This is a genomic window from Allobosea sp. Root381 (assembly GCF_001429395.1).
Lineage (GTDB): Bacteria > Pseudomonadota > Alphaproteobacteria > Rhizobiales > Beijerinckiaceae > Allobosea.
Genome location: NZ_LMJT01000015.1, coordinates 43224 through 68593, shown reverse-complemented (window position 1 = coordinate 68593; position 25370 = coordinate 43224). Strand labels below are relative to the sequence as shown.

General features: G+C 67.2%; 25 protein-coding genes and 1 riboswitch. Of the genes, 9 read left to right on the top strand and 16 right to left on the bottom strand.

Going from position 1 to position 25370, the window contains the following annotated elements; all coding sequences use genetic code 11:
* Nucleotides 1-2: 2 nt before the first annotated feature.
* From ASE63_RS14510 to ASE63_RS14455, 12 genes are all read right to left on the bottom strand, one after another.
* Nucleotides 3-1013 (bottom strand): c-type cytochrome, encoded by a 1011-nt coding sequence (locus ASE63_RS14510; RefSeq protein ID WP_244491416.1) that lies wholly within the window; start codon nucleotides 1011-1013, stop codon nucleotides 3-5.
* A 62-nt stretch (nucleotides 1014-1075) separates the two neighbouring features.
* Nucleotides 1076-1624 carry a hypothetical protein gene (locus tag ASE63_RS14505; RefSeq protein WP_056802255.1) on the bottom strand — a complete coding sequence of 183 codons (549 nt, stop codon included), beginning with the start codon at nucleotides 1622-1624 and terminating at the stop codon, nucleotides 1076-1078.
* 26 nt (nucleotides 1625-1650) lie between these two features.
* Complete coding sequence (locus tag ASE63_RS14500) at nucleotides 1651-2838, bottom strand: lipase family protein (RefSeq protein ID WP_082609956.1); 1188 nt, start codon at nucleotides 2836-2838, stop codon at nucleotides 1651-1653.
* Between the two features lie 258 nt (nucleotides 2839-3096).
* The gene (locus ASE63_RS14495) at nucleotides 3097-3495 is read right to left on the bottom strand and encodes a hypothetical protein (protein ID WP_244491415.1); all 399 of its coding nucleotides are present in this window, start codon (nucleotides 3493-3495) and stop codon (nucleotides 3097-3099) included.
* Nucleotides 3496-3640: 145 nt separating this feature from the next.
* The gene (locus ASE63_RS14490; protein WP_082609952.1) at nucleotides 3641-3949 is read right to left on the bottom strand and encodes an MliC family protein; all 309 of its coding nucleotides are present in this window, start codon (nucleotides 3947-3949) and stop codon (nucleotides 3641-3643) included.
* A gap of 118 nt (nucleotides 3950-4067) precedes the next feature.
* Nucleotides 4068-4571, bottom strand: a complete 504-nt coding sequence (locus tag ASE63_RS14485; protein ID WP_056802251.1) for a Spy/CpxP family protein refolding chaperone — start codon at nucleotides 4569-4571, stop codon at nucleotides 4068-4070.
* 38 nt (nucleotides 4572-4609) lie between these two features.
* The gene (locus ASE63_RS14480; protein WP_244491414.1) at nucleotides 4610-4960 is read right to left on the bottom strand and encodes a hypothetical protein; all 351 of its coding nucleotides are present in this window, start codon (nucleotides 4958-4960) and stop codon (nucleotides 4610-4612) included.
* 256 nt (nucleotides 4961-5216) lie between these two features.
* On the bottom strand, nucleotides 5217-5834 hold the full coding sequence (locus ASE63_RS14475; RefSeq protein WP_056802248.1) for a TetR/AcrR family transcriptional regulator: 618 nt from the start codon (nucleotides 5832-5834) through the stop codon (nucleotides 5217-5219).
* Nucleotides 5835-6192: 358 nt separating this feature from the next.
* Nucleotides 6193-7410, bottom strand: a complete 1218-nt coding sequence (locus ASE63_RS14470) for an alpha/beta fold hydrolase (protein ID WP_056802246.1) — start codon at nucleotides 7408-7410, stop codon at nucleotides 6193-6195.
* A 118-nt stretch (nucleotides 7411-7528) separates the two neighbouring features.
* Nucleotides 7529-9433 carry an adenylyl-sulfate kinase gene (gene cysC, locus ASE63_RS14465; protein WP_244491413.1) on the bottom strand — a complete coding sequence of 635 codons (1905 nt, stop codon included), beginning with the start codon at nucleotides 9431-9433 and terminating at the stop codon, nucleotides 7529-7531.
* A complete protein-coding gene (gene cysD / locus ASE63_RS14460) occupies nucleotides 9430-10323 on the bottom strand; it encodes a sulfate adenylyltransferase subunit CysD (protein WP_056802244.1) in 894 nt (297 codons plus the stop codon). The genes cysC and cysD overlap by 4 nt, the downstream gene beginning before the upstream one ends.
* Before the next feature lie 131 nt (nucleotides 10324-10454).
* Complete coding sequence (locus ASE63_RS14455; protein WP_056802295.1) at nucleotides 10455-11066, bottom strand: TetR/AcrR family transcriptional regulator; 612 nt, start codon at nucleotides 11064-11066, stop codon at nucleotides 10455-10457.
* 85 nt (nucleotides 11067-11151) lie between these two features.
* Here ASE63_RS14455 and ASE63_RS14450 point away from each other — a divergent pair, with 85 nt between their 5' ends.
* From ASE63_RS14450 to ASE63_RS14440, 3 genes are read left to right on the top strand one after another with little or no spacing between them, the layout of a single operon-like run.
* On the top strand, nucleotides 11152-11967 hold the full coding sequence (locus ASE63_RS14450) for a crotonase/enoyl-CoA hydratase family protein (RefSeq protein WP_056802241.1): 816 nt from the start codon (nucleotides 11152-11154) through the stop codon (nucleotides 11965-11967).
* Between the two features lie 17 nt (nucleotides 11968-11984).
* Nucleotides 11985-12410: a DUF1330 domain-containing protein gene (locus ASE63_RS14445; RefSeq protein ID WP_056802239.1), complete on the top strand. Its 426-nt coding sequence runs from the start codon at nucleotides 11985-11987 to the stop codon at nucleotides 12408-12410.
* A complete protein-coding gene (locus tag ASE63_RS14440) occupies nucleotides 12410-13294 on the top strand; it encodes a DMT family transporter (protein ID WP_056802237.1) in 885 nt (294 codons plus the stop codon). The genes ASE63_RS14445 and ASE63_RS14440 overlap by 1 nt, the downstream gene beginning before the upstream one ends.
* 16 nt (nucleotides 13295-13310) lie before the next feature.
* Here ASE63_RS14440 and ASE63_RS14435 read toward each other — a convergent pair whose 3' ends face one another.
* Nucleotides 13311-14201, bottom strand: coding sequence for a LysR family transcriptional regulator (locus ASE63_RS14435; RefSeq protein ID WP_056802234.1), 891 nt, complete (start codon nucleotides 14199-14201; stop codon nucleotides 13311-13313).
* A gap of 97 nt (nucleotides 14202-14298) precedes the next feature.
* On the opposite strand from ASE63_RS14435, the gene ASE63_RS14430 reads away from it, so the two are divergent.
* From ASE63_RS14430 to ASE63_RS14405, 6 genes are all read left to right on the top strand, one after another.
* The gene (locus ASE63_RS14430; protein WP_056802292.1) at nucleotides 14299-15048 is read left to right on the top strand and encodes a sulfite exporter TauE/SafE family protein; all 750 of its coding nucleotides are present in this window, start codon (nucleotides 14299-14301) and stop codon (nucleotides 15046-15048) included.
* 97 nt (nucleotides 15049-15145) lie between these two features.
* A riboswitch (cobalamin riboswitch) is annotated at nucleotides 15146-15350 on the top strand.
* A 237-nt stretch (nucleotides 15351-15587) separates the two neighbouring features.
* On the top strand, nucleotides 15588-16343 hold the full coding sequence (locus ASE63_RS14425; RefSeq protein WP_056802233.1) for a hypothetical protein: 756 nt from the start codon (nucleotides 15588-15590) through the stop codon (nucleotides 16341-16343).
* The gene (locus tag ASE63_RS14420; protein ID WP_056802230.1) at nucleotides 16340-18511 is read left to right on the top strand and encodes a TonB-dependent receptor; all 2172 of its coding nucleotides are present in this window, start codon (nucleotides 16340-16342) and stop codon (nucleotides 18509-18511) included. Before ASE63_RS14425 ends, ASE63_RS14420 begins: the two co-directional genes overlap by 4 nt.
* Nucleotides 18512-19387: an ABC transporter substrate-binding protein gene (locus ASE63_RS14415; RefSeq protein ID WP_156410357.1), complete on the top strand. Its 876-nt coding sequence runs from the start codon at nucleotides 18512-18514 to the stop codon at nucleotides 19385-19387.
* Nucleotides 19384-20367, top strand: coding sequence for an iron ABC transporter permease (locus tag ASE63_RS14410; protein WP_056802227.1), 984 nt, complete (start codon nucleotides 19384-19386; stop codon nucleotides 20365-20367). The genes ASE63_RS14415 and ASE63_RS14410 overlap by 4 nt, the downstream gene beginning before the upstream one ends.
* Nucleotides 20367-21113, top strand: coding sequence for an ABC transporter ATP-binding protein (locus ASE63_RS14405; RefSeq protein WP_056802225.1), 747 nt, complete (start codon nucleotides 20367-20369; stop codon nucleotides 21111-21113). Before ASE63_RS14410 ends, ASE63_RS14405 begins: the two co-directional genes overlap by 1 nt.
* Nucleotides 21114-21443: 330 nt before the next feature.
* Here ASE63_RS14405 and ASE63_RS14400 read toward each other — a convergent pair whose 3' ends face one another.
* From ASE63_RS14400 to ASE63_RS14390, 3 genes are read right to left on the bottom strand one after another with little or no spacing between them, the layout of a single operon-like run.
* Nucleotides 21444-22061, bottom strand: coding sequence for a hypothetical protein (locus ASE63_RS14400; RefSeq protein ID WP_056802223.1), 618 nt, complete (start codon nucleotides 22059-22061; stop codon nucleotides 21444-21446).
* Complete coding sequence (locus ASE63_RS14395) at nucleotides 22058-22588, bottom strand: 2Fe-2S iron-sulfur cluster-binding protein (protein WP_056802221.1); 531 nt, start codon at nucleotides 22586-22588, stop codon at nucleotides 22058-22060. The genes ASE63_RS14400 and ASE63_RS14395 overlap by 4 nt, the downstream gene beginning before the upstream one ends.
* The gene (locus tag ASE63_RS14390; RefSeq protein WP_056802219.1) at nucleotides 22585-25359 is read right to left on the bottom strand and encodes a molybdopterin cofactor-binding domain-containing protein; all 2775 of its coding nucleotides are present in this window, start codon (nucleotides 25357-25359) and stop codon (nucleotides 22585-22587) included. Before ASE63_RS14390 ends, ASE63_RS14395 begins: the two co-directional genes overlap by 4 nt.
* Nucleotides 25360-25370 lie beyond the last annotated feature (11 nt).

Below are 25370 nucleotides of genomic sequence, written 5' to 3'. Positions count from 1 at the left end.
TCTCATGGCTTCGGTGACGGCACGGGGCCGGGCCTCAGCTTCGCAATAGCGTCGCGGATCGGGCCGAACGGCCCGTAGCGATGCTGGTCCGCGCTAAAGCCGTCCGCATAGGGGCCATAGGGGGTATCGACCGGCTTCAGGAGCCGGTCCGGAAAGTCCTTCTCCAGCCCCGGCTTCACCGGCCGAGGGTGCGAGAGCATGTAGGCGGCGACATCCCAGGCATCCTCCACGGAGAGACGCGGATTGGTGTAGTCGGTGCCGTGGGGCATGTTGAAGTGGATGAAGTTCGCCGCCACGCTCAGCCTGGCCATACCGGCGCCATTGTTGAAGCTGTCGGAGCCCCATAGCGGCGGGACCAGATAGCCGAGATCGCTGGTCGGCAGGCTTCGCCGGACGCCGAGACCGTCGCTGCCATGGCAGGCGGCGCAGGCGCTCTGGAAGACGGCCCCGCCGCGCGCGGGATCGGCCGCACGCGTCAATTCGGGCATCGATCCCGCCCCAAGGCCGGGCAGCGTCTCGCCCTTCGGCACGTTCCGGGACAGGAAATCGATATAGGCCACCAGCGCGCGCATCTCGGGGGCATCGTCCGGCATGGCGCGACCGTTCAGGCTGCGCGTCATGCAGGAATTCACGCGATCCTCGATCGTGATCTGCCCGCCTGTGCGACTGCTGTATTGCGGAAACAGATCAGCCAGGCCGAACAGCGCCAGCTCGAATTTGCGGGTGCCCGCCGCGAGGTGGCAATTACTGCAGGACAGGTTGTTTCCGGCGTAACGCTTGTCGGGGCTTTCCACATTCGGCCCGATCAGCGAAGGCGTCGCAACGATGAGATCGCGGCCCTTCCTGATGAGTTGATCCGCCGCACTGTCCGACAGGGCCGAGACGTCCGGAACGGACCAGCCAGTCGCCTGCCGGGGCTGGGCGAAGGCGCCGGTCGAGCCGAGGAGCGCCGCACCGGCGACCAGCACGACACCGGAGATCTGGCGCATGACCTTGACGAGGTAACCCTTCATGATCCCACCCCCTGTGACAATCCAAGTCCAAGCGTCAGAAATTGCCGCATCGGGCCAGCCGATCACCCAAGCGAGGCGGGCGTGGCCGAGCCCGGCTTTCGCAGGCGGACGGTGAACTTGAACGCTCCGACGAGGGCAATGACGATGACGAGGATCGGCAGCTGGTGAGGCAGGCCCGGCCACAGCAGCATCGCAAGCTCGGCCAGAACCATCGCCAGGAAGGCTACCCCCCAGACGGCGGAGATCACGTAGTTCTTGCGCAGGAATTCCGGGCTCGACCACAGCTCCGGCGCCACCTCATCCTTGGCGTACTGCATCGTGAACGGCTTCCCGACGATCATCGACAGGACCACGATGAGCAGCAGGCCGAGATCGACGGCGAATTTCGCGCCGACCAGGGAGAGCCTCGCGCCGCTGAGATATTCGAAGGCGGCGAGGGCTGCGAAGAGAACGAGCGAGCCTATCTCCAGAATCTTGGCCGAGCGCCCCTTGACGACGCCGGGCAGGATCACGAGCGCGGAAGCGACGGCCCCGAGCAGCAAGGCGCCGATCGACCCCAGCGCGGAGACGCTGACGGCGAACGCCACGAACGGTGCAAGGGCGAAAAGCATGGGAGGGTTCCTTTGGCGAGCCGGTTTCAGGGATTTGTCGTGGCGCCGCAGTCGTTGGGAACCGGCGCGCCGGCAAAGCGCGCACCGATCCAGGAGATCGCCTGGTCCGCGCTGTCCCGCGCGGCGAAGAGATGTCCGACGCCCGGAAGCCAGAGCATGCGGACGGAGCGCCCCGCCCGGCATTGGCGATCGGCATAATCTTGCGTCACCGGCGGGCGGACGAGATCGTCGGCCGTCCCCTGGGCTAGGAAGAGCGGCACATTGCGCGGCATGAGGCCAGGCGTATTGCGCGCCAGCAAGCCGCGCCAGGGTTGGGTCTCGTAGAAGCTGTCCGAGGCCAGGAAGGACTTCGAGAGCGCCCTGGTCGGCGCGAGCCGCGCGAAGATGTCGCCGATACTCTCGATGCAGTCGCCGGCGAGCTGCCGGACCGCGGGCATGGCGCCCGGCAGCACCACCTTGTCGAGCGGCGCGCCATAGACCTGCGACCAGGACCAGAGCGTCATCGCGGTCAGGTTGCGCCCGCCCGTTGTCTCGATATCCGCGGCCAGCAGCCTGGAAAGCTCGGTGGCCGGCGCTGCCGCCGCGACACCGACAAGGGTCAGGTCGGGTGCGTAGCCCTGCGCCGCCATGCCGGTAAAGAGCGCGGCCTGCCCGCCTTGCGAATGGCCCCAGACCGCGAAGTGCCGGCCGGCTTCAGCCTGCGGCAGGGCCCTCGCCGCCCTCACGGAATCGAGCACGGCCCGAGCCTCGCTCACCCCGACGAGATAGGGATGCGGGCCGGGCATGCCGAGGCCGGCATAGTCGGTCGCCGCCACGACATAACCGGCTTGCAGCATGCCGCTCAGGCCCTGGACCTGACCGAAGAAGCCGTTCGCAAGGGACGGCGCGCATTGCGGCTCGACGCCGGAGGTCGGATGCGCCCAGGCGATGACCGGGCGCCCCTGCGCGGGTGCGGGCCCCGGCGGAACGACGATCACGCCGGAGACGGGCACGGCACGACCTTCGGGAGAGGTCGATCGATAGACGAGGCGATAGGCGGCAGCGCCTGCCGGCGCGCCGCCCATCTCGGCGATGCGAAGGATCTGCCCCGGCCGGGCGGCCGTCAGATCGAGCCCACCCGGGTCGTAGAAGCCGCCAGGCTCCTGCGCGGGCGCAACCGCGGCGACGCCGAACGCGGCAACCAGAAGCAAAGCGCGCATAATGGCGAGACGCATCGCGGCGATCCTCCTCGCGTCAGGCCGCCAGATCGCCGGCAGCCACGGCCGCGACATCGCCATCTGGACGGACCAGCCAGACGCCCTTGGCATCAGGCGGCTCTTTCAACATCCTCTGTTCCGGCTTAGGGCCATTCGGCCCATATGCCGAGCCGGCCTCTCTGCTGGCTGAAGCCTTCATCATGCCCTCTCCGAGGTGGTGCGGACGATCGCGCGGGTCATCGCGCCGAGAAGCGCGATAGCCCACCCGGGCGGAGCTCAGTAGATGCCGTCCGGGCCCCACGGCCCCCACGGCGCGAAGTCGAACGCATCCTGAGCCATCGAGGCGGTCATGCGCTTCTCGTCGGCCAGGTTCTTCTGGAAGACCATCTGCCGATACTGGCCATAGGCGTTCTGGTCGCCGACATAGACGCACTGGCAGACCACCGGATCGGCATAGACGAAGACGAAATCGTCGCCCTTCGCCTGCCTGACGAACTTGTTCGGCGGCAGCTTGCGCATGGAGGCCTGACGTTGCGGCGTATTCGCGGGCTGGGCGGTGAAGCCGGCGGCGGCGAGCAGGTTTTCCTTGTTCTCGATCTTTTCCGGCACCGACTGGCAGGCCGAGAGCATAAGCGCAACGCCGGCCACCACCGGCAGATATGCAAGGCGATTCATTTGATTGCTCCTATCGTTCATTCGATTGATCGTCACAGACAGAGATTGCTCTTCTCGTTTCTCAAAAAACATCGGCTGGTCGGTGTCGTCGCGGAAGAGGATGTCCCGACGACAACTGCTCTGCATCCGGGCATCGCGATTTCCTTCAGCTCGTCGAGCAGGTTTCGCTTCCGCCGCCTCGACGCAGCGTCGCATCGCGTCCCTTGATCCAGAATTCGATGCCGTCGCCGGCGTAGCGCCCGCCATCGGCCGAGAGCTGCTGCGGCAGCGTCACCGAGTGTCCGGTGCCGAAGCTCAGCACGACATGGCCCGGCTCCGTGCCCGGCGGAGAGAAGCGCGCCGTCAGCGCGCTGCCGCCGGAGCAGCGGTAGTTCGCCTCTACGGCGAGGCTCGGCTCGGCGGATGCGGCCACGCCTGCGAGTGCCAGGGGAAGCGACAACAAGGACATCTTCATCTGTGAAATCCTCCCATTGCGCGGCGGCAAACACGCTCTATAGAGCCGGCTAATGAACTGCGACGACGTGTAGCATCGGGCAGTCGAGGGGCGAGCGTGATCGGCTCGCCCTGCCATTTCACTGCTCTTCCTCGAACAGCCAGAGTTCGGCGATAGGCTGCGGCATGCCGTAGCGCCCCTCCCGCAGGCCGAGGAAGGCCGGGATACGGCGCTGCTGAACCTCGGACAGAGACGCGACGAGCGGCTTGAGTGCCGCAGTGACGATCTTGACGTCTGCCGCACGAGCCGCCTCGGCATCGGCCGTGCGCTCCAGGATATCGACGAAGCTCTGCGGCTGAGGGGCCTTGGTGCGCTGCTCGCGACGCTCGGCCGAATGCCTGGCAACCTGCCGGATGGCGGTCTCGACGGGAGCCCAGAGCTTCTCCTGGTCAGAATTCAGGCCGATGACGGCCTTCAGGGCCGCCAACCGGGCATCGAGCACAGCCGCGGCATCCTCGGCCGTTACGAGCTCGATGATCTTGATCTGCTCCGGCTGCTGGGGAACCGGCTGCGCGGTTTGGGCCTTGGCAGAGCCGAGCATCGCCAGCGCGATCGCGGCAGCCGAAAGGGCGTTCTTAAGCATCGGGATATCCAGTCGTTGAAGCCAGGGATCGGAGCCGATTACTTCCAGCCGCCACCGGGCAGCGCGCCGTGATAGGGCGTGTTGCGGCAGTGACCCCAGGGGCCGTGCCAGTAACCGGGAGGACAGCCATTGCCGAAATAGTCCGCCGCGGGCTGCGGTCGGCCGGCCCAGCCGCCACCCGGTAGCGGCCCGCTATAGGGCGTGTCGCGGCAGTGGCCCCAGGGGCCGCGCCAGCCATTCGGGCCGCAGCCTCCGGCAACAGTGACGATGTCGCTCGTCGCAACCGCGGCGGCGAGTGCCGAGGTGCTGGGAATCGAGGCGGCGTTCGCGGTGCCCGACAGGGCTGCCGCGAAGCCGAGGCTCGCGACGATGACGGCAATGTTCTTCATGATAGTCCTCTCGTTCTGATGTTTATCAACGACACCTACGTCATCAAAGCGACTATACGTAAGCTTCGTGACAGAGATTTCCTCACCGATAACGGCCGAGAAGGCAGTTGGCCCGGGATGCGGCAGGCTCGCCGTCCGGTAAAGGCTGCCCCGGCCCGATCTTTTGCTCTGGGTTCTTGTTGGAAGGCGTCCGAACGGGCCGGATGATCTTCAGGCGCCGTTGCGGAAGGTATGCTCTGTCATGCGCAGCTCCGCTTTACGGAAAGTCGATGACGTCGAGGACGACGTCGAAGAAGGCTTCGGGGGTCATGCCTTCGGGCAAGTCCGCCAGAGTCGGGCCGAGGCGGCCGTCGAGATAGAGCATCGAATAGCCATGGATCATGGCCCGCAACGCCGTGCGCTCCGCGGCGGCTCTCACCGCATCGATCTTCTTGTTTTTCCGGTTCTCCTCGGAGAGATCGTCGACAACACGTCGTGCCAGGGCATCCGCCTCCTTGATCGAAGGCCGGTCGAGATAGAGCCGGTTGCTGCGCGACATCAGCGTGACGAGCCCGGGGTGCTCGGTCGCAAACTTGAAATAGGCGCGCGCAACCGCATGGGCGCGATCGCGCAGCAGCGGCCCGGCTTCCTCCACCGCCGCCGCCTGACGCACGGCGAGACGCTTCATCCCATCTGCCGCCAGCTCGCTGAGCAGACCGGGCAGATCGCCGAAATGATTGGCCGGTGCGGCATGGGTGACGCCGACGGCTTTCGAGATCGACCGCAGCGAAAGCGCATCCAGCCCCTCGCTGTCGATCACCCGCTCCGCCTCGGCGAGGAGAGCCTCGCGCAGAGCGCCGTGATGATGCGTGTTGGCCTTCTTGACGAGCGGCATGACGCGGACCCAATTCCGTTACGTCAGGCACCTACGCTGGTAACTTACCGCCGTCAAGTCACCATTGGTAATTTTCCTTGCCCGCATCGGCGCCCCTTCCAAAGGTCGCCCGGGCGAACCCGTCGCCCCAGATCTTCCGCAGCTGCGCCTCGGTCAGCGAGGCCATCCAGAGCGGCGCCCCATTGGACGTCCTCACCTGCAAGCGGCTGCTCGATCCAGGCTCGCGTCAAGAGGCCATGCGGTTCGAGATACGCGAGGATCCGGGCATCGAGCGCGGCAAGAGCTTCTTTACCGGCTCGCCAGAACCGTGCCGTTCCGGACCCATCTGAAAGAGCCGGAGCTCCAGGAATTCCGACGCCTAGACCGCCTGGAACTGCTCATCCAGCCAGTCCAGTGCGCGCCTGTTGATCAGCGAACGATTCTGCATTTCGCAGTGACCATCGGCACCCTCCTGGGCGGTGAAGTGCAGCAAGGTCTTCGGGCAGCGCAGGGCATCGAAGAAGCCGGTTGCCCCAACCGCCAGGATGTCTCCCTCGGCTTGGGTGATCAGCGTCGGGCACCGGATCAGCTCTGCGCGGCCTGCCATGGTGAAGAGTTCCGCCGATGCAAGGTAATCGCGGAGATTGCTCACGCCATGGGTCCAGAACCCCCTCTGGACGACCTTCCAATAGATTTCGCGATTGCTCCTGATCGCGGCATCGGCCTTGTCGAGAACAGCTTGGTCGAGCGCACCCAGGTCGGCCACGGCTTCGATCGGCAGGCTGAACATGCGCCGAATCAGGTCCCTGAAGCCGTCGGCGATGCTCCAGGTTCCGGGATCGGCGATGACGGCGGCAATGCGAGATTCTCCGGATGCCGCACGTGGCGCGAGATGGCCGCCGAGACTCATTCCGCTGATCGCGATGCGCCGGCCATCGACCAGCGGGTGAGCCACGGCGAAATCGACGACGGCCTTGATGACCGCCTCCCAGTCCGGACGAAAGGGCACGCCATGCTCGTACAGCATCGCTCCTTGGCCCGGCCCGTCGAATAGCAGGCTATGATAGCCTCGCCGCGAGGCCGCCACCGCAGCGCCAAAATACATGTCGGTGACCGTGCTGTCATAGCCACCGTTGAAAATGATCAGCGGCCGAACCTGCGTTTCATAGCCGATCGCCGGGATCAGATAGGCAGGCAGAGCGACGTCGCCGTAGACGATGTGCTGCCGCGCGACGGGGTGCGGTCCCAGGGCAAGTCCCCGCTCGAACGCCGCAATCTGCTGGCGGTATGCGGCCAGCAGACGAGGATCGACAGGCGCGCCGTAAAGCGGATGGTACGAGGCCCCATAGAAGGCGGCGGCCCGCAGAAAGCTCTCGCGAGCATTTACGGCATGCCCCTTGCCGAGGGCGGCCTGAGCTTCGCTTTCCAGCCGAGCCGCAAACGCCGTCCATGCCTCGTAATAGCGGACATCGTCGCCATCGCCGACAGCGTCCGCGACCGCTCGAATCTCGCCGAAATCAGCCCCGCCATAAGGGATATAGCCAAGCGGCCAGGTGCCGAATGCCTGGTGCAACTGGTTCTGGAAAAGAGAGCCCATGCCTGTCCCCCTAAAAGCCTGTCGCGCATAGTTCAGCAGGAGCTTCGCCGGCATCCTCGATCACTTCATGGGAGCGCGCAATGTCGCCTGCTTGTCGCGGCCGATGGTCGAGGCTCGGCTAGATGGCAATACCCCGTTCCACCAGCAGACTCATGACGCGATCGGCGAGTTCGTCGGGCTCGCAGCGGCTGCTGTCGAGAACGACGTCCGGAGCGGCGGGGCGTTCATAAGCCGAGTCGACGCCGGTGAAATTGCGGATCTCGCCGCGGCGCGCCTTCGCGTAGAGCCCCTTCGGATCGCGCCGCTCGCAGATGTCGAGAGGCGCATCGACGAACAGCTCGAAGAAGGGGCTGCCTGCGAGACGCTCGCGCAGCATCGCCCGGTCGGCGGCAAAGGGCGAGATGAAGCTGCACAGCACGATCAACCCGGCATCGACCATCAGCCTGGCGACTTCCGCAACGCGGCGCAGGTTCTCGACGCGGTCCCCCTCGGTGAACCCCAGATCGCGGTTCAGCCCGAGCCGGATATTGTCGCCATCCAGCAGGATCGTGAGCTTGCGCCTTGCGTGCAGCCTGCGCTCGAGGGCATCGGCGATGGTCGACTTGCCTGCACCGGACAGCCCGGTGAACCAGAGAACCGCTCCCTTCTGACCGAGCAACGCCTCGCGCGCCTGCCGATCCACCGTCAGCCTCTGCGCGAACAGGTTGCTGCCGCGGTCGAGGGCGTTGCGGACCATCCCGGCCGCGACCGTCGCGCCGCTCACCCGGTCGATCAGCAGGAAGCTGCCGGTGGGTGCGCAGCGGGCGTAAGCGTCGAACGCGATCAGTCCGGGCGTCGCCAGGTGACAGATCGCGATGTCGTCGCGCTCGATTTCGGCCGCCGCGACCCGCAGCCCGCTGACGATATCGAGCTTGCCCCGTATCGCCGTCACGGTCACCGGGCTGGCGAAGGTCCCGAGGCGGAGCTCATAATCGCGGCCGGCGAAGAGTGGCCGCTCGCCGAACCAGATGACATGTGCCGAGAAATGATTGGAGCAACCGGGAGCGTCGGCATCCCCATGCAGCAGGTCGCCGCGCCCGAGATCGATCTCCGGGGCGAATGAAACGGCCACCGCCTCGCCCCGACCGGCCCGGCCGAGCGGGCCTTCGACGCCCACCAGCCGCTCGACCGTGGCCTCGGCCCCGCTGACCGCGACCCGAACCCGCTCGCCGGGCGAGAGCGTCCCAGCGGCGATCGTTCCCAGATAGAAGCGCTCGCCCGCGGCCGTGCGGCAGACGCCCTGGATCGGCAGGCGCAGGCCGGCGGTATCGCCGGCCTGAGCGATCTCGAGACGTTCGAGATGCTCCAGGAGCGTGCGGCCTTCGTACCAGCCCATCGATCGGCTCGCGACCGCGACATTGTCGCCATGGCGGGCGGAGAGCGGGATCGCGACGACGTCGAGGTTCAGATGCCCGGCGACAGGCGCGAAGGCCTCGGCGATCTCGCGGAAGCGCTCCTGCGAGAACCCGACCTTGTCCATCTTGTTCACGGCCAGAACGACGTGGCGGATGCCGAGAATGCTGCAGATGGCGGCATGCCGGAAGCTCTGCTGCCGAAGCCCGCGCGCGGCATCGGCCAGAATGATCGCGACCTCGCATTGCGAGGCTCCGGTCGCCATGTTGGCGGTGAACTGCTCGTGGCCGGGGGTGTCGGCGATGATGAAATCGCGGCTCGCCGTCGACATGTAGCGATAGGCGACATCGATCGTGATGTTGCGCTCGCGCTCGGCCTCGAGCCCGTCCGTCAGCAACGCATAATCGATATCGCCATCGGCCGCTCCGTAACGGCGCGAATCCGCGGCAAGAGCCGCCCTCTGGTCATCGGGAACGGCCCCCGCTTCGAAGAGGAGGCGCCCGATGAGGGTCGATTTTCCGTCATCGACCGCACCGCAGGACAGGATGCGCAAGGCCGGCGGGCGATTGGAGGGCGGCGCAATTTCGGGCGTGCCGAAAATCGTCTGATAGGCCGCAGAAACGGGATTCAAAAATAGCCCTCTCGCTTCTTGGCCTCCATCGACGCCGCGCCTGCGCCATCGATCAGCCGGCCATGCCGCTCCGAAGTCGTGGTCGCTTCGAGTTCGGCCACGATTGCCGCAACCGTGGCGGCTTTGGACTCCACGGCCGCGCTCAGCGGATAGCAGCCCAGCGACCGGAAGCGCACGGATCGGGATTGCGGCGCCTCGCCAGGCTGGAGCGCAAAGCGCTCGTCATCCACGACGATCAGCGCCTCGCCGCGCTGCACAACGGGCCGCGCCTGCGAGAGATAGAGCGGGACGATCGGGATGCCTTCGGCCAGCGTGTAGCGCCAGACGTCGCGCTCGCTCCAGTTCGACAGCGGAAAGACGCGCATGGTCTCGCCGGGGCGCAGATGCGGGTTCGCCAGCCGCCAGAATTCGGGTCGCTGGCTGCGCGGCTCCCAGCCATGCTGCGGGCTGCGCAGCGAAAACATGCGCTCCTTTGCGCGGCTCTTCTCCTCGTCCCGCCGCGCCCCGCCGATCGCGACATCGAAGCCACCGCGCTCCAGGGCCTGCTTGAGCGCATCGGTCTTCATGATGCGTGTGTAGGCGGTCGCATCGACGGAGAACGGCGTGACACCGTGCTCCAGCCCTTGCCGATTGACATGCACCTGCAGATCGAAGCCAAGCGCCTGGACCAGCCGATCGCGAAACGCGATCATGTCGCGGAATTTCCAGGTCGTGTCGATGTGGAGCAGAGGAAAGGGCGGCTTTGCCGGCCAGAACGCCTTGGCCGCAAGATGGGCGAGAACCGTCGAGTCCTTCCCGATCGAATAGAGCATGACCGGACGCTGAAACAGTGCGGTCGTCTCCCGCAAAAGGAAGATCGCCTCCTCCTCGAGCCTCCTGAGTTGATTCACGTCTCGACATGCCCGGCACTGGCGCCACCGCCTCTCGGCAGCGCCGAACCATGATCTGCCTGCCCTAGCGAAAGGTGTCAACGGCGGTATTCGCAGCCGTCGCAAGGCCTTCGTGACCGCCGGTTTGAGCGTCAAGTAACCGGCGCGAAGCTTTCCTCTTCGCGGCCGAGCGAACCTCGCGCCCGCACGAGCGTGGCGGCAGCGCGCCCCGCGGCCTCGATATAGGCCGGATTTCGGTGAACCAGCGTGATCGAGAAGGCGCCGTCCATCAGCAGGACGATCTCGCGGGCGAGTATCTCGGGCTCGGCGAGGCGGCGGCCGGTGAATTCGCTCGCCAACCAGTTCTCGAAGTTCGCCTTGTGCCGCGCGCCGGCCTTGACGGCCGGATGCCCCGGCATTGCGGCGAGCTCCGCGGCCGTGCGCAGGAAGCCGCAACCCTTCCACTTCGGATGGCGGGCGACGCGCGCCAGGTTGGAGAAGATCGCCTCGACCTTGCGATCGGGCCCGCCCTCGGCATCGTCGAACCAGCCGGCCATCTGCTTCAGGTTGGGCTGGTCGCGCGCATCGAGATAGGCGGCGACCAGATCGTCCTTGCTCTTGAAGTGGTAGTACAGCGTCCGCTTGGTCAACCCTGCCTTCTCGGCGACCGCATCGACGCTGACGCGGCCGATACCCTCCGCGTAGAAGAGCTTGCTTGCGGCGTCGATGATGCGCTTGCGCGTCGGCTTCGAGGCATCGGACATGATGCCCATGTATACCGACTAGTGAATATACAGAAACCGGAAAGGCGTTGATCCTGATCCAGCCAATTAGTGCAAAGGAAACCGGATGACCGACCTCGTCCTGACCGAGACGCGCGATGCGATCGCGACCCTGACCCTCAACCGCCCCGAAAAGCTCAATGCATTGAGCTACGCCCTGATCGACCGGCTGCTGGAGCTGCTCGACGCCATCGAGATCGATGATGGCATCCGCGCGGTCATCCTGACCGGCGCAGGGGACCGTGCCTTCTCGGCAGGCGGCGACATCCACGAATTCTCGCGGAGCGTGGCGCGTGGCGCCGATGTCGCCATGCGTGACTTCGTCACGCGCGGCCAGCGGCTGACGGCACGGCTGGAGGCGTTCCCGAAGCCGATCATCGCCGCTGTGAACGGGCTTGCCTTCGGCGGCGGCTGCGAGATCACCGAGGCCGTGCCGCTCGCCATCGCGAGCGACCGCGCTTCCTTCGCCAAGCCGGAGATCAATCTCGGCATGCCGCCGACCTTCGGCGGCACGCAACGCCTGCCGCGCCTGGCCGGGCGCAAGCGGGCACTCGAACTGCTGCTGACCGGCGACGTCTTCACACCGCAGCGGGCCCTCGAACTCGGCCTGATCAACCAGCTCGTGGCGCATGCGGATCTCCTGCCGGCGGCACGCGATCTGGCAGGGCGGATCCTCCGGCATTCGCCCCTGGCGGCGGCGAGCATCCTCAGGGCGGTGACGCGTGGGATCAACCAGAGCATCGCCGAAGGCCTCCTGATCGAAGGCGAGCAATTCGCCCGCATGGCCCCGACCGCCGATCTTCGCGAGGGGCTGGATGCCTGGATGTCGCGGCGCAAGCCGAACTATCCGGGCTCCTGGTCGCTCAACGCGGCGGCGGAGTGAGGCGACGGGGCACGGCCATGACAGCCTTCACGACCTTCTCGCGCGAGACATTCGCCGCCTTTCGGGCGGACGACCGGCCCGGGCCGGTGCATATGCTCAACCTGATCCGCCTGCACGGCGCGGCTCGCTATCCGGATGGTCGCGAGGCCACCGGCGCGGATGCCTATGCGCGCTACGGCCGGATCAGCGCTGCGGTGTTCGCCCGGCTCGGCGGCCGGATCGTCTGGCGCGGTCGCTTCGAACTCGGGATGATCGGCCCCGAAGACGAGACCTGGGACATCTGCTTCATCGCGAAGTATCCGAGCCCCGGCGCCTTCGCCGACATGCTGCGCGATCCGATCTATCGCGAAGCGATGGAACATCGCCTCGCCGCCGTCGCCGACAGCCGTCTCATCCGCCTCGGCGTGCTTCCCGGCGGGACAAGCTTCGACGGTGTCGCTTGATGCAGGTGAACGCGGTCGCGACCCAGCGCGTGCGCGGGGTCGCCTATGCCTGCGCTGTCGTCAGCCTGTTCTGCGCCTTCGTGCTGATCTCGCGCATGGGGTTGTCGACCGAACTCACGCTGCCGGACATCGCCGCGTTGCGCTTCGGCGTCGGCGGGCTCGTGCTGTCGCCTATCCTTATCCGGCACGGGCTGAGCGGCCTGCGTCCGGCCGAGGCCGTGCTGCTCGCCGCTCTGGGTGGGCTAGGCTTCGGCCTCTTCGCCTATGCGGGCTTTGCGCTCGCACCGGCGGCCCACGGCTCCATCCTCATCCACGGCGCGCTGCCGCTGACGACGGCGCTGCTGCTCAAGCTGTTCTGCGGATGCGGGATGGAGCGGAGCCGACAGGTCTCATTGGGCGCCATCCCGATCGGCGTGGCCGTGGTGATCTGGGACGGGTCGCGGCTCTCTGCAGGCACTGTCCTCATGGGCGATTTCTGCCTGCTCGCCGCCTCCTTCTGCTGGTCCGGCTACGGGCTCTATGCGAAGCGCATGGGCATACCGGCCGTGAAAGCAGCGGCCATCGTTGCAGGCATCTCCGCGACCCTCTTCCTGCCGGTCTATGCCGCGTTGCCCGGGACCACGCTGTTCTCGGCCGCATGGCCCGACATCGCCCTACAGGGCTTCTTCCAGGGCGTGCTGATCGGTGCGCTGTCCGTCTTCATCTACACGCGAGCCGTCGCGCTGCTGGGCGCGGCCGAGATCGCCCTGTTCACCGCGACTGTGCCCGGGCTTACGGCGTTGGGCGGCTATCTGCTGCTCGGCGAAGCTCCGAGCGGAGCCTCCCTGGCCGGGCTCGGACTCGTCACCTGCGGCACGGTGCTGGGCCTGCGCCGCGCGGGCTGAGCAGCCTGCGGCCGCGTCACGGCCGCGCGTTCGACGTCAGATGCTCGAACAGACTCCTTCCCGGCGCCGTCAGATCGGCCTCGTCGCGGATGCAGACCGAAAGCCGGCGCGTCGCCCAGTCCTCGCACAGGCGAATGGCGGCGAGTGGCACGGAGCGCCGGCAACGGCGCGCGGCGGCTTCCGGGACGATCCCCACCCCGGCGCCTGCGCTCGCCATCTCGCAGATCCCGTCGAAGCTGCGCAGCCTGACCCTGATCTTGAGCCTGGCGCCGATCTTCGCCGCCTGCGCCTCGATGTGATCCTGCAAGGCGCCGCCTGCCAGCCCGATGAAATGCCGGTCGAGCACATCGGCGAAGCGAACCCGCGCCATCGCCGTCAGCGCATCGCCGCGCGGCGCCACCACGATCAGCCGATCGGTCGCAAAGGGCCGCAGCGTGAGGTCGCCCGGATCGACCGCATCCGACAGGATGCCGATCTCCGCGAAGCCGGCGGTGACATTGCGGGCGATTTCCGCACTCTGCCGCTCCTTCAGCTCGATATCGGATTGCGGATTCGCAGCCATCCAGCTCGCCAGGCGCCCGGGCAGGAATTCCGTGATCGCCGCCGTATTCGCATGCAGCCGGATGGTCGTGCGCAGGCCCCTGGCATGTTCGCCGAGCTCGCCGCGCATCTGCGCGACCTGGTGCAGGATGGTGCGTGCGTGATGGGCAAGCGCTGCGCCGGCTTCGGTGGTGGTGACCCCGCGCCGCCCGCGCTCGAGCAATGCGACGCCGCCGGCGGCCTCCATGTCGCGCAGCCGCTCGCTTGCCGCCGGCAGCGACAGCCCCGCCTCGGCCGCACCATGGGTGATGCTGCCCGCATCGACCACGGCGAGGAACAGGCGCAGATCGGTCAGGTCGAAGCGCATGCGGAAGGGTTAGCAGAAGATGAGGCTTCGGGCGAACCGAAGGCAGGCTACGGAGAATCCGCATTGCATGCGCCGTCAGCCGGCCTATCCAGAGCTGATGTTCGATCTCTCGACCCCACTCCTCATCGCCGTCGCCGCCACCTTCTTCGCCGCGGGCATCGTCAAGGGCGTGACCGGCATGGGGCTGCCGACGGTGGCGATGGGCGTGCTCGGCGCCATCGTCTCGCCTCTTGCAGCGGCGAGCCTGCTGATCATCCCGTCATTCGTGACCAATCTCTGGCAGCTCCTTGCCGGCCCCAGCCTCGGCCCGCTCATCCGCAGGCTCTGGCCGATGATGCTCGCCATCGTCGTCGGGACGGTGCTGGGCACCTCGCTGCTGGCCAGTGGCGATACGCGCCTGACGAGCGTCGCTCTCGGCAGCGCACTCGTCATCTATTCGGCCTACACGCTGTTCGCGCGCCAGCTCGAAGTGCCGAAGCGCCTCGAGGCCTGGCTGTCGCCGGCCATCGGCGCGACAACAGGCGCCGTGACCGGCGGCACCGGCGTCTTCGTCATTCCCGCGGTACCGTATCTCCAGGCTCTCGGCTTCGAGAAGGACGATCTCGTCCAGGCGCTCGGGCTGTCTTTCACCATATCGACGATCGCACTGGCGATCGGCCTCGGGGCGCGCGGCTCATTCCAGCTCGACCAAATCACGCTTTCGGCCCTCGCGGTCGTGCCCGCCCTTGCCGGCATGTGGGCAGGGCAGTTCGTGCGGAGGCTGATCAGCCCGGCCGCCTTCCGCCGGGGCTTCCTGATCTGCCTGATGCTGCTGGGGCTGGAGATGGTGCTGCGCCACGTCCTTTGATCGCCCCGGGTTGCCCCGTACATGGCACGTTTGTCGCTCCCATCCACAACGCAATCCTCGACACGCGACTGACAGCTTGACGCCACAATCTCGCCATCTAGGCTGCTGGCGTCGAGGTCTCCGGAGCGATCCGGAGCTAAGAGGGAATCCGGTGACGCGCGGTCTTGCGCGAAACCCGGAGCTGCCCCCGCAACTGTGAGCGGTGAGTTTCCGGCCATGAAGTCACTGGCGTCCGCGCCGGGAAGACGGCCGGAAGCGACGACCCGCGAGCCAGGAGACCTGCCTCGACAGCAGTGAGGATGTCGCGCTGGCGGGGTGCCCGGCGGGTCGCCGCCGAGACGCGCGCCCTCGCCGGCCCGTTCTCTCAGTGAGCGTCCACCTAGCCCCGCCCGCATCAGCGAGGGGCTGTCGACCGTGACCATGGATAAAACTGGCCCGCTGGGGGCGGATTGCCGTCGGCGCTGCAGTGCGAGTGCGCCTCAGGCAGCGCGGGCGCTATTGCATTTGCAATGTTATAATGTTTCATTATTAAGCATCGCATGACTGCCTTGCCTTCTCGCGAGCTCGCCCCTGCCGTCGCGCTCGATCCGCTCGCGCTCTATGCCAGCGCCATCGATTCCTCCGACTATGTGGCGCGCGTCGCGCCGCTGATCCGCCAGCTGGTTCCGGATATCGGCGATCTCGTCGATATCGGTGCCGGCGGCGGGCAGCTCGGCGCCGCACTGCGCCGGCCGGGCCGGAAATGGACCGCGATCGAGCCCTCGCCGACCATGCAGGGGCGCCTCGCCGCGCTTGCGCACCCGCCAGCCGTGATTCCGGCGGGTTGGGACGAGCCCGCCGTCGCCTGCGAGCCGGCGGATACGGTGCTGGCCGCGACCATGCCGGGTTATTTCGGCGATGCCCCTCGCTTCCACGCACGCTGCCGGCAATGGGCGCGCCGCCGGATCATCTGGGTCGTGCCCGCGCAGCAGGGCCCCAAGGGGCTGATCCTGGCCGCCTGCCTGCCGCGCGAATGGCATGGCGAGGACGAGACGCCCGGCATCGAACGCGTCCTGCCGCAGCTTGGCGGGGATCTGCCCGACCGCTCCGACGCGACCGACTGGACCTTCTCGCTCGTCCTGTCGGAGCTCGGGCGCTTCGCCACCTTCCAGGCCGACCGGCTGGGCTGGGCGCCGGACGATTCCCGGCGCCCAGCGCTTCTCGCCCATCTCACGAAACAGGCCGAACCGGTTCCGGGCGGCTTCCGACTGTCCTGCCATCGCCGCTCGGCCGTTCTCGTCTGGACCTTGTCATGATCCGCCGCCACGCCCTCAAGACCACCCTCCTCGGCGCCACGAGCCTGGCCCTCGGCCTCCTCGCGCTTCCCGCCGCCGCGCAGACCGAGATCAAGCTCGACGAGCTTGTCGTCACGGCGACCGGCCGCCCCGAGCCGCGCAGCAGCATTCCCGGTACCGTCCAGGTGCTCGACGCCGCGCAGATCGACCGCGCCCACGCGCAGTCGGTCACCGATCTCCTCGCGGAGAACGCCGTCGGCTTCTTCAGCCAGTGGACGCCGGGCCAGACGTCGATCAACATCCGCGGCGGCGCCACCGACGGCCAGGGCAAGGACTTCCGCAGCCAGGTGCTGGTGCTGATGAACGGCCGGCGCGCCGGCACGGCGAACCTCTCCAAGCTCTCGACCGCCGATGTCGAGCGCATCGAGATCATCCGCGGCCCCTCCTCCGTGGTCTATGGCAGCCAGAACATCGGCGGCGTGATCAACATCATCTTGAAGACCGGCCGCACTGCGCCCGGCACCATGATCGAGGGCGCCGGCGGCTCCTGGGGGCTGCTGCGGGGCAAGGCCCAGACCGGCGGGCTCTATGACCGCATCGACTACTATGCCGGCATCTCCGGCGGCACGCGCGACGACTATCACTCGGGCCGCGGCGGCTCGACCATGGTCAATACCGGCTGGAAGCGGCTCGGCGTCGCGGGCGCGCTTGGCCTGCAGATCAACCCCGACCATCGCGTCGAGGCGACGCTGCGCACCGACGGCATCTACGATGTCGGCTTCCGCGGCTCCGGCGCCAACACGATCAGCCAGGAAGACCGCTACAACAACTCCTTCGACGTGACCTATCGCGGCCAGCTGCCCGGCGGCCAGTATCGCTGGATGCTGCAGGGCTATGCCGTGCAGGACGTCGACAGTTTCCGCTGGGCCTCGCCGGTGATCCGCGGTGGCAACGGCCTGCCGGCGCCGGGCACCGCGGCCGACTACAACCGCCGCGAGCTCAACGTCGTCGGCACGCGCTTCCAGCCGAGCATGACGCTCTGGGCCGGCAACGACCTGCTCGCCGGCTGGGACTGGGAACGCAGCACGCTGCGCTCGACGCGCGACCGCATCGGCGTGCCCGGCAACCCGCTGGCCCCGGTCTCGCCGCAGGACAACAACCAGTCCGAGACGGTCAACGCCTTCTATATCGAGGATTCGCAGAAGCTCTTCGACGAGCGCCTGACGCTGCGCGCCGGCGTGCGCCGCACCTTCGGCACCACGAGCTTCGAATACACGCCCAACCTCGCAGCCCAACGCCCGCGCGAAGTCGATTACCAGGCCACGACCTGGTCGACCGGCGCGACCTTCAAGGCGACCGACCGGCTGACCTTCCGCGTCGGCTATGCAACCGGCTTCCGCGCGCCGACCGCGACCGAGCTCGCCGCCGACTTCAATACGCTGGGCGGCGGCCGCATCTTCGGCAATCCTTCGGTGAAGCCCGAGACCAGCGAGCAGGTCGAGGCCGGCGCGGCCTATGCCGGCGACGGCTGGCGCATGGATCTGGCGATCTTCCAGAACGTCATCTCCGACCGCATCATCACCCGGGCCCGAACCGGCGTCGCCAACACCTCCGACTATGCCAACAATGCCGCCGATGTGGTGGTGCGGGGCGTCGAGCTCCAGTTCGATGCCGACATCCTGAAGCTTGCCGGATACACCAATACCGCCTGGCGCTGGTCGGTCTTCGGCAACGGCGCCTGGAACTTCGACATGGAGGACAAGGGCGCAGCCGCCACGGCCAACAGCCGCAAGCCCGAGCGCATGTACGAATACCAGGCGGCGATCGGCACGCGCTTCGGCCAGAGCGGCGTGCAATATCCCTGGTCGCTGCAGGTATCCGGCGTGCTCTACGGGCCGATGTGGTACAACACCGAGGAAAACCTGCTGATCCCCTTCGCCGAGCCCAATCGCGACTGGATCCACCGCAAGAGCCCGTTCTGGGTGGTGAACCTGCGCGGCGAGGTCGAGATCGCCAAGGGGGTGAAGCTGTTCGCTCTGGTCAACAACCTCTTCAACAAGAACGACCATCCGATCTTCATCGGCACCGACAAGCGGCCCTACAAGCTCGATGCCCGCTTCGCCAATGGCGGCACCGGGACCTCCATGCCCGGCCTGGAACTCCAGGCCGGCCTGCAGGCGCGCTTCTGAGTGCTGCGCCGCGCGCTCATCCTGGCCGGCCTGCTCGGCCTCGCCGCCCCGGCGAGCGCCGAGCCGATCCGGCTGACCGACGCGGTCGGCCGGACGGTCGAGATCGCGCGTACGCCGCAGCGCATCGTGCCGATCTTCGCCTCGAACACCGAGCTGGTGACGGCACTCGGCCTGGTCGATCGCATCGTCGGGGTCGAGGCCTATACGCGCTTCCCCCCCGAAATGACCCAGAAGCCGCAGATCGGCGGCCGGCTCGGCTTCTCGGTGGACGCCGTCGTGGCGCAACGCCCGGACCTGCTGATCGTCACACCGGCAAGGCAGGCCATGCACCAGCTCATCGACCCGATGACGCGGCTCGGCGTGCCGGTCATGGTCCTGCTCGCCCGCAGCGTAACCGAAGTGATGGACAATCTCCGTCTCGTCGGGAAGGCGACCGGCGAGCCGGAGCGCGGCGAGACGGTCGCGGCGGCGCTCGAGGCCCGGTTGGCTGCGGTGGCAGGCCGGGCACCGGCAAGCCGAAAACGCATCGTCATGATCACCGGCAAGCTCGGCAACGGCCTGGTCCTGATCGCCCGGGCCGACACCTATACCGGCGACGCCATCGTCAGGGCCGGCGGGCGGCACGCGCTGGAGCGCGGCATCGTCGCCCATGTATCGCCGGAAGCGATCATCGCGGCAGACCCCGACGTGCTGCTCTTCGCCGGTTCGCAGGCGGACCTCGATGCGATGGTGGCGCAGCCGGGCTGGCGGCTGGCGCGCGCCGTGCGCGAAGGGCGGGCCTACACGGTCGCGCGGGCAGAATTCCTGATTCCGGGACCGCGCACGGTCGATGGCATCGAGAAGCTCGCTGCGCGGCTGCGGGCGAGCACCTCATGACGGGCCGCTTCCTCCTCCTCGCCGCGGCACTTGCAGCCGCCCTGCTCTTTGCGACGATCGCCGGGCATGATTGGGCGTCCCCTGCCCGGCTCGCCTCCGCGCTTGCGGGCGCCCAGGACATGGAAAGCCGGCTGCTGCTGGTCTGGCGCATCCCGCGCGTGCTCGCCGCGGCCCTTGTCGGCGCGCTGCTGGGGCTCGGCGGCGCGATCTTCCAGGGCGTGTTCCGTAATCCGCTTGCAGAACCTTACCTGCTCGGCGCGTCCGGTGGAGCCGCGATCGGGGCGACGATCGCGCTCCTCGTGCCGCTGGGCCTGCCGGGCGGCCCGGCGCTGGCGGCGCTCTCTTTCCTTGGCGCCTGGGGTGCGACCTGGCTCGTTCTGGTCGTCTCGGGCCTGCACGGCCGCCCAGACACTGCAGGCCTGCTGCTTGCCGGCGTCGCGGTGGCCGCGATGCTGGGTGCGCTCCGGTCCTTCCTGATGCTGGCCCTCTCCGACGACACGGTGAACCTCCAGGTCGTGCTGAGCTGGACGCTGGGCGGCATCCAGACGCCGGACCTCGCCGGCCTGCTGCTGTTGGCGGGGCTCGTCGCTGCCGGGCTTCTCTTCGCGATCCGGCTGGCGCATGGCCTCGATCTGCTCGGCCTCGGCGACGAACAGGCCTTCGCCTTCGGCCTCGACCCCGCCCGTTTCGCGCGCCGTGCCGTACTGGTCGGCGCCGCAGTTGTCGCTGCGGCGGTGGCCTTCGGAGGCCTGGTCGCCTTCATCGGCCTAATCGCGCCGCATCTCGCACGCTGGTGGATCGGCCTGCGCCATCGCGCCCTGATGCCGGCGAGTGCGCTGATCGGGGCCGCGCTCGTCGCGGTCTGCGACGGCATCGCCCGTGCGGTTCTGCCTCCAGCGGAGATTCCGCTCGGCCTCGTCACCGCGCTGATCGGCGGTCCATTTTTCCTGCTGCTGCTGGCGCGGAGGCTCAGGGCGTGATGCGCGTCGAATGTCGGGATCTAGGCGTGAAGGCGGGCGAAACCGCGCTGCTCGAGGGTCTAAGCCTGTCCTTCGACGCGCCCGCGCTCGTCGGCATTCTCGGCCCCAACGGCGCGGGGAAGTCGACATTGCTGCGCTGCCTCGCTGGCTATCGCCGGCCGAGCCGGGGCGAGGTGCTCTGGAATGGCCGGCCGCTGGCGGCGTGGCAAGCCGGCGAACGCGGCGCGATCTGCGGATACTGCCCGCAACAGTTCGAGCCGGCCTGGGATTACTCGGTCGCGGAGATCGTGGCACTCGGCCGGGATCGCAACCTCACCGACGCACGGACCCTGGACGAGATACTTCGAAGCAATGGTGTCGATCCACTGGCACGCCGCCGCTGGAGCCAGCTTTCCGGTGGCGAGCGGGCGCGCACGATGCTCGCCGCAACCTTGTCGACCGAACCACCTCTCGTGCTCGCCGACGAACCGGGCGCCAGTCTCGATATGCGGCATCGGCTCGCATTGCTGGAACGGCTGAAAGCCTATGCCGCTGCAGGGCGCGCGCTCGTCATTGTGGTGATGCACGATCTCGATCTTGCTTTGCGCTTCTGTGACCGTCTGGTCCTGCTCGACGGTGGCAAGGTTACCGCTGACAAGCCTGCGCAGGAGATGGTGACCGAGCCGGCATTCGAGGCGGCATTTCAGCTGCGTCTGCAGACGCATCCGCGCCGCGTCGACCGCGATTGGGTGCTGGGCCTCGGCTGAGAGCCGTCTGCGCTATCAACGGGCCTTTGATAGCAATCGTGCGCGGGCTGGTTCTTTGCGCTGACCTGCGCAGATGCTCGCGATGGCTCGATGCGCCACCAAAGCAACGCCCCGCCGCTCCGCCCTTAGATTCGATCTAAAATACTGTGATTGCTATTAATTTCGGCTTGTTGCAGCGATCGGTCGCGCCTCGGTATCGATTTTCCGGATAAGCAGCTAATCGTGATGGGGTCGCGAGATACGCTTCTGGCGGAGCTGTGCGCCGACGTTCGGTCCGGTGATCTAACGTGACAACGCCGCCGGAAGCCCGATCCAACCGCTTGCAGCGGGCTATCCATTCGGGCAGGCAGCTCCGCTTTTCGCCCACGCCTCGACCAAGGCACCCGCCTGCGCCTGCGTTCCCGGTGCAGGCGCGCGGCCGTAGCCTGGCGCCCAGGCCCAGCCGACCAGCGTATCCTTGCCGATATGATCGATCAGATCCTCGACGTTGCGGCCACCGTTGCGCGCTGGGTCTTTGATCTGCGTGCAGATCTCCGCGACGGTCTTGCCCTCCCACGCCATTTCGCGCGGCGCGAGATGCCACTCCGAATGGCCGGGTATGCGGCCGGGATCAAAATTGGTGTCCTTGTGACAAGAGTTGCAACGCATGGCCTCAGTGCCGTGCCCGTCGGCACCACGCACGACCGGCGGCTCGTGCAGGCGACGCGCGTCCCCCTGGCGCGGACGATCGCCAGCGGGATGACAGTTCACACAACGCGGATGCGTCAACACCTTGCCCAGTTCGGTGAAGATCGCAGCCGAGCGCGCATCGGTATCGGCGATGCCATCGAAGCTCTGCGGCGTCGCGAGGCCTTTCGACGGCTCGTGGCTCGCCGCATAGGCCGTCACTATGCTGATGCCGAGCGTTGCGACGATCACCAGAGCCTTGGCGCGCTTTTCGGCATTCATCCGCGTTGCTCCTGAATGAGATAGCGCGTCGCATCGGTCAGGATCACGTCGCGGACGGCCTCATGATATTTGATGTAGCCGGTGCAGCGGCAGAGATGCCCATCGAGCGCCTCGGCGATGAGTTCCTCGAGGCCCGCTCGCGGCACCGGCGCCCTCGCCAGGCGCTCGAGCAGCACCTGGCCTTCGTTGAGAAAGCCGGCCGTGCAGTAACCGCACTGGAACGAGAAATGCGCGATGAAGGCCTTCTGCAGCGGCGACAGCTCGCCGTTCCTGGCGTGCCCCTCGACGGTGCGAATGGCCTTGCCGTGAAAGCTCGCAGCCGAGACCACGCAGGTCGGGCTGGTGTGGCTGGTGCCGTCCGGCTCGTCGACGATGACGGCACAGCTCAGGCACTGCGCGGCGCCGCAGCCGAACTTGGTGCCGGTCATCCCGAGATACTCGCGCAGGAAGTCGTTCATGCTGAGATCGTCGCGCACCTCGGTGGGTGCGTGGGCGTGCCCGTTGATCGTGATGCTCAATGTCGTCACGCGAGCACTCCCTTGAGCATGACCTGGGTGACCGGCAGCGCGGAGAAGCGATGTCCGATGGCGTCATGGATGGCGTTGAGCAGTGCCGGCACGACGGGGATCATCACCACCTCGGCCATGCCTTTCGGTGCCTCGTCCGGCGTCAGCGGCGGCAATATCTCGATCTCGATATCGCGCAGCGGCAGATCCGATCCGCGCGCCACCAGATATTGTCCGAGATTCCACTGGCCGTTGCCGGGCCCGTCCTCGAATGGCGGCAGCGTTTCCAGCAGGGCGTAGCTGACGCCCATGGCGAAGCCGCCCTGCGCCTGGCCGAGCACGACTTCCGGCACCAGCGCCTGCCCGCATTCGAACACGCTATAGGCCTTGGCGATGCGCAGCGCGCCGGTCGCCTTCTCGATCTCGACACGCACGGCCGTGCCGCACATCGAGGTGTAGACCGTGCCGATCCGGTTGTTGCTGGTCGGTGGAAACAGCACGCTCACGCGATTGATGCGCCTGAACTTGCCCGCTCCGCGCCGCACCGCAAGCCCATCGATCTCGGCACTGTACTGTTCGCCATCGATGGGGAAGCGAGCGCGTGACCAGGCCCAGCGCGAGAAGCCGTGCGCCATGGCGCCGGAGACGAGATTGCGCGCATGGACGGTGGCGGCGAGTGTCGCGAGCGGCAGCGGCGGCAGGCCGGGCACGGTCAGCTGGCCGTCCGCCCACTGCACCTTGTCCCAATCCCTGGCCCGCGGATCGCGCGGCGCGACACCCCACAAGGCCAGCGCCGCCGGCCACAGGCCGAAGCGGAAGATCACCCGCGCGGCCTCCGCCGCGGCATGGGTGCCGACATGGGCGCCGATCGAAGCCGAGGTCGCCGAACTGATCGCCGGCACCCAGCGCGGATTCTTCTCGGCCTTGTCCTGGGTCTTCTGGTCCATGGTGTAGGAATCGCCGGACGTCACCAGTTCCAGTGCGTCGAACACGTCGACCCGCGACACCGAGACTTCGTCGGCGATGCCGCCGAGATGCACCGCGACGCGATTGGCCAGGGCCGTACCGATGCCGTTGCCCATCTCGACATGGTCGCAATAGATGGCGATCCGGCCGTCGGGGCTAAGCTCGACGCGGCCATTCGAACAGTCGCCGCCAGTGCCGTAATCCTTGGTCACGCAGGCCACGCCGGTGCCGACCAGAACATCGTTCGGTGCGCTCGCCTTCTCCACCGCGCGCTGCTGCCAGATCGGATGCGTCTCGAGCTTGTCCAGTATCTCCGTGGTGCGCACGGAGACGGCGTAGGGATTGCCCGTCATGGTCCGACCATCGGGCTTCAGGGCATTGCGCCGCCGAAGATCGATCGGGTCGAGCGGCAATGCCGTGGCGACTTCGTCGATCAGCACCTCCAGTGCCGTCATGGTCTGCAGCGTGCCGTAGCCGCGCATCGACCCCGCCGTCACGCCGCGGGTATGCGTCGCGACCGTCGTGACATCGACCTTCGGCACATCATAGATGCCAATTGCCGCCGTCGCGGCGACCGTCGCGACATTGGGCGAGAAATTGGCCAGTCCGCCGCCGTCGAGGACGTGATCGGCTGCAAACGCCTTGATCTTGCCGGTCGCGCGATCGACCGATATTCGCGACTTCATATTGATCGCGTGGCGCTTGATACCGCCCTGAAACTGCTGATAGCGATCATGCGCGAGCCGCACGGGACGGTCGGGAAAGAACATCGAGGCCAGCGCGACATACAGAACGAACGGCGTATGATCCCTGCCGCCGAAGCCGCCGCCGACATAAGCGAACTGCGCGTTGATATTGCCGGGCTTGAAAGGGGCTTTCGCTTCGCCGAACAGGTAGGCCACGGCTTCGGCCGCCTCATAGGGCGACTGCACGCCAAGCACCAGTTCGAGCGCCTTGGTTTGCCGGCTGTACCAGCCGAGACCGCACTCCGGTTCCAGGAACATCGGATCAACGGACTGGGTGTCGAAGGTCCGGTTCAGCACCAGATCGGATGCTTCGCTTGCCGTGATCTCGGCACGGATCCGGTCGCCATGGACCGCGGCCTCTTTGTAAGATGCATCGGACCTCTGGGCGAGCGACGACCACACCGGCAAGGCCGTGCTCTGGACGCGGCCAGGGCTGACCCAGCCAGCCAGGATCGGCGAATAGGCGTCGGCTGCGTCCGGCGTTGCGCCAGCGACGCGCGTGAACCGGAACGCGGCGTAGTTGGGCATCTCCACCGCGCCGGTTTCTTCGCCGAATTGCACGAAGGTGCCGTCACGCAGCAGCAGCCGCGCACGATCATAGGCATCGAACTGCTCGAAGATCAGCAACGCCACCGGCTGTCCCAGATACAGAGGTGTCCTTCCGACCGGACAGAACAGATCGCCTTCGTAGAAGGCGGGCACGCGCGTGTTGATTTCCGCGAGATCGGCCGCGGTGACGATGACCGTCGGTCTCAGCGCGCCGCTCAGCCGCGCGAGGTCCATGCCGAGATAGACATGTGTTGCATCGGGTGCGCGGACCAGCAGCGCATGCGAGGTCCGGGCCGGCCAACCCGGCAGGTCGGACGCACGGAAATCCGATGCGTAGAGCTTCGATCCCGTGACCTTGGCGACGCCGTCGACGCGTCCGGCGGCACCGACCGCCGGATTCCATTTGCCGTGCCCCGGCAAGGTCGCGCGTTCCGGGAACGCAATCGGCTCCGCCATTGCCAGCCGGGACAAGCTGAGCGTGATGCCTCCTGCAGAGACCCACTTCATGAACTCGCGGCGCGAGGTATCCATGCATTCCCCCC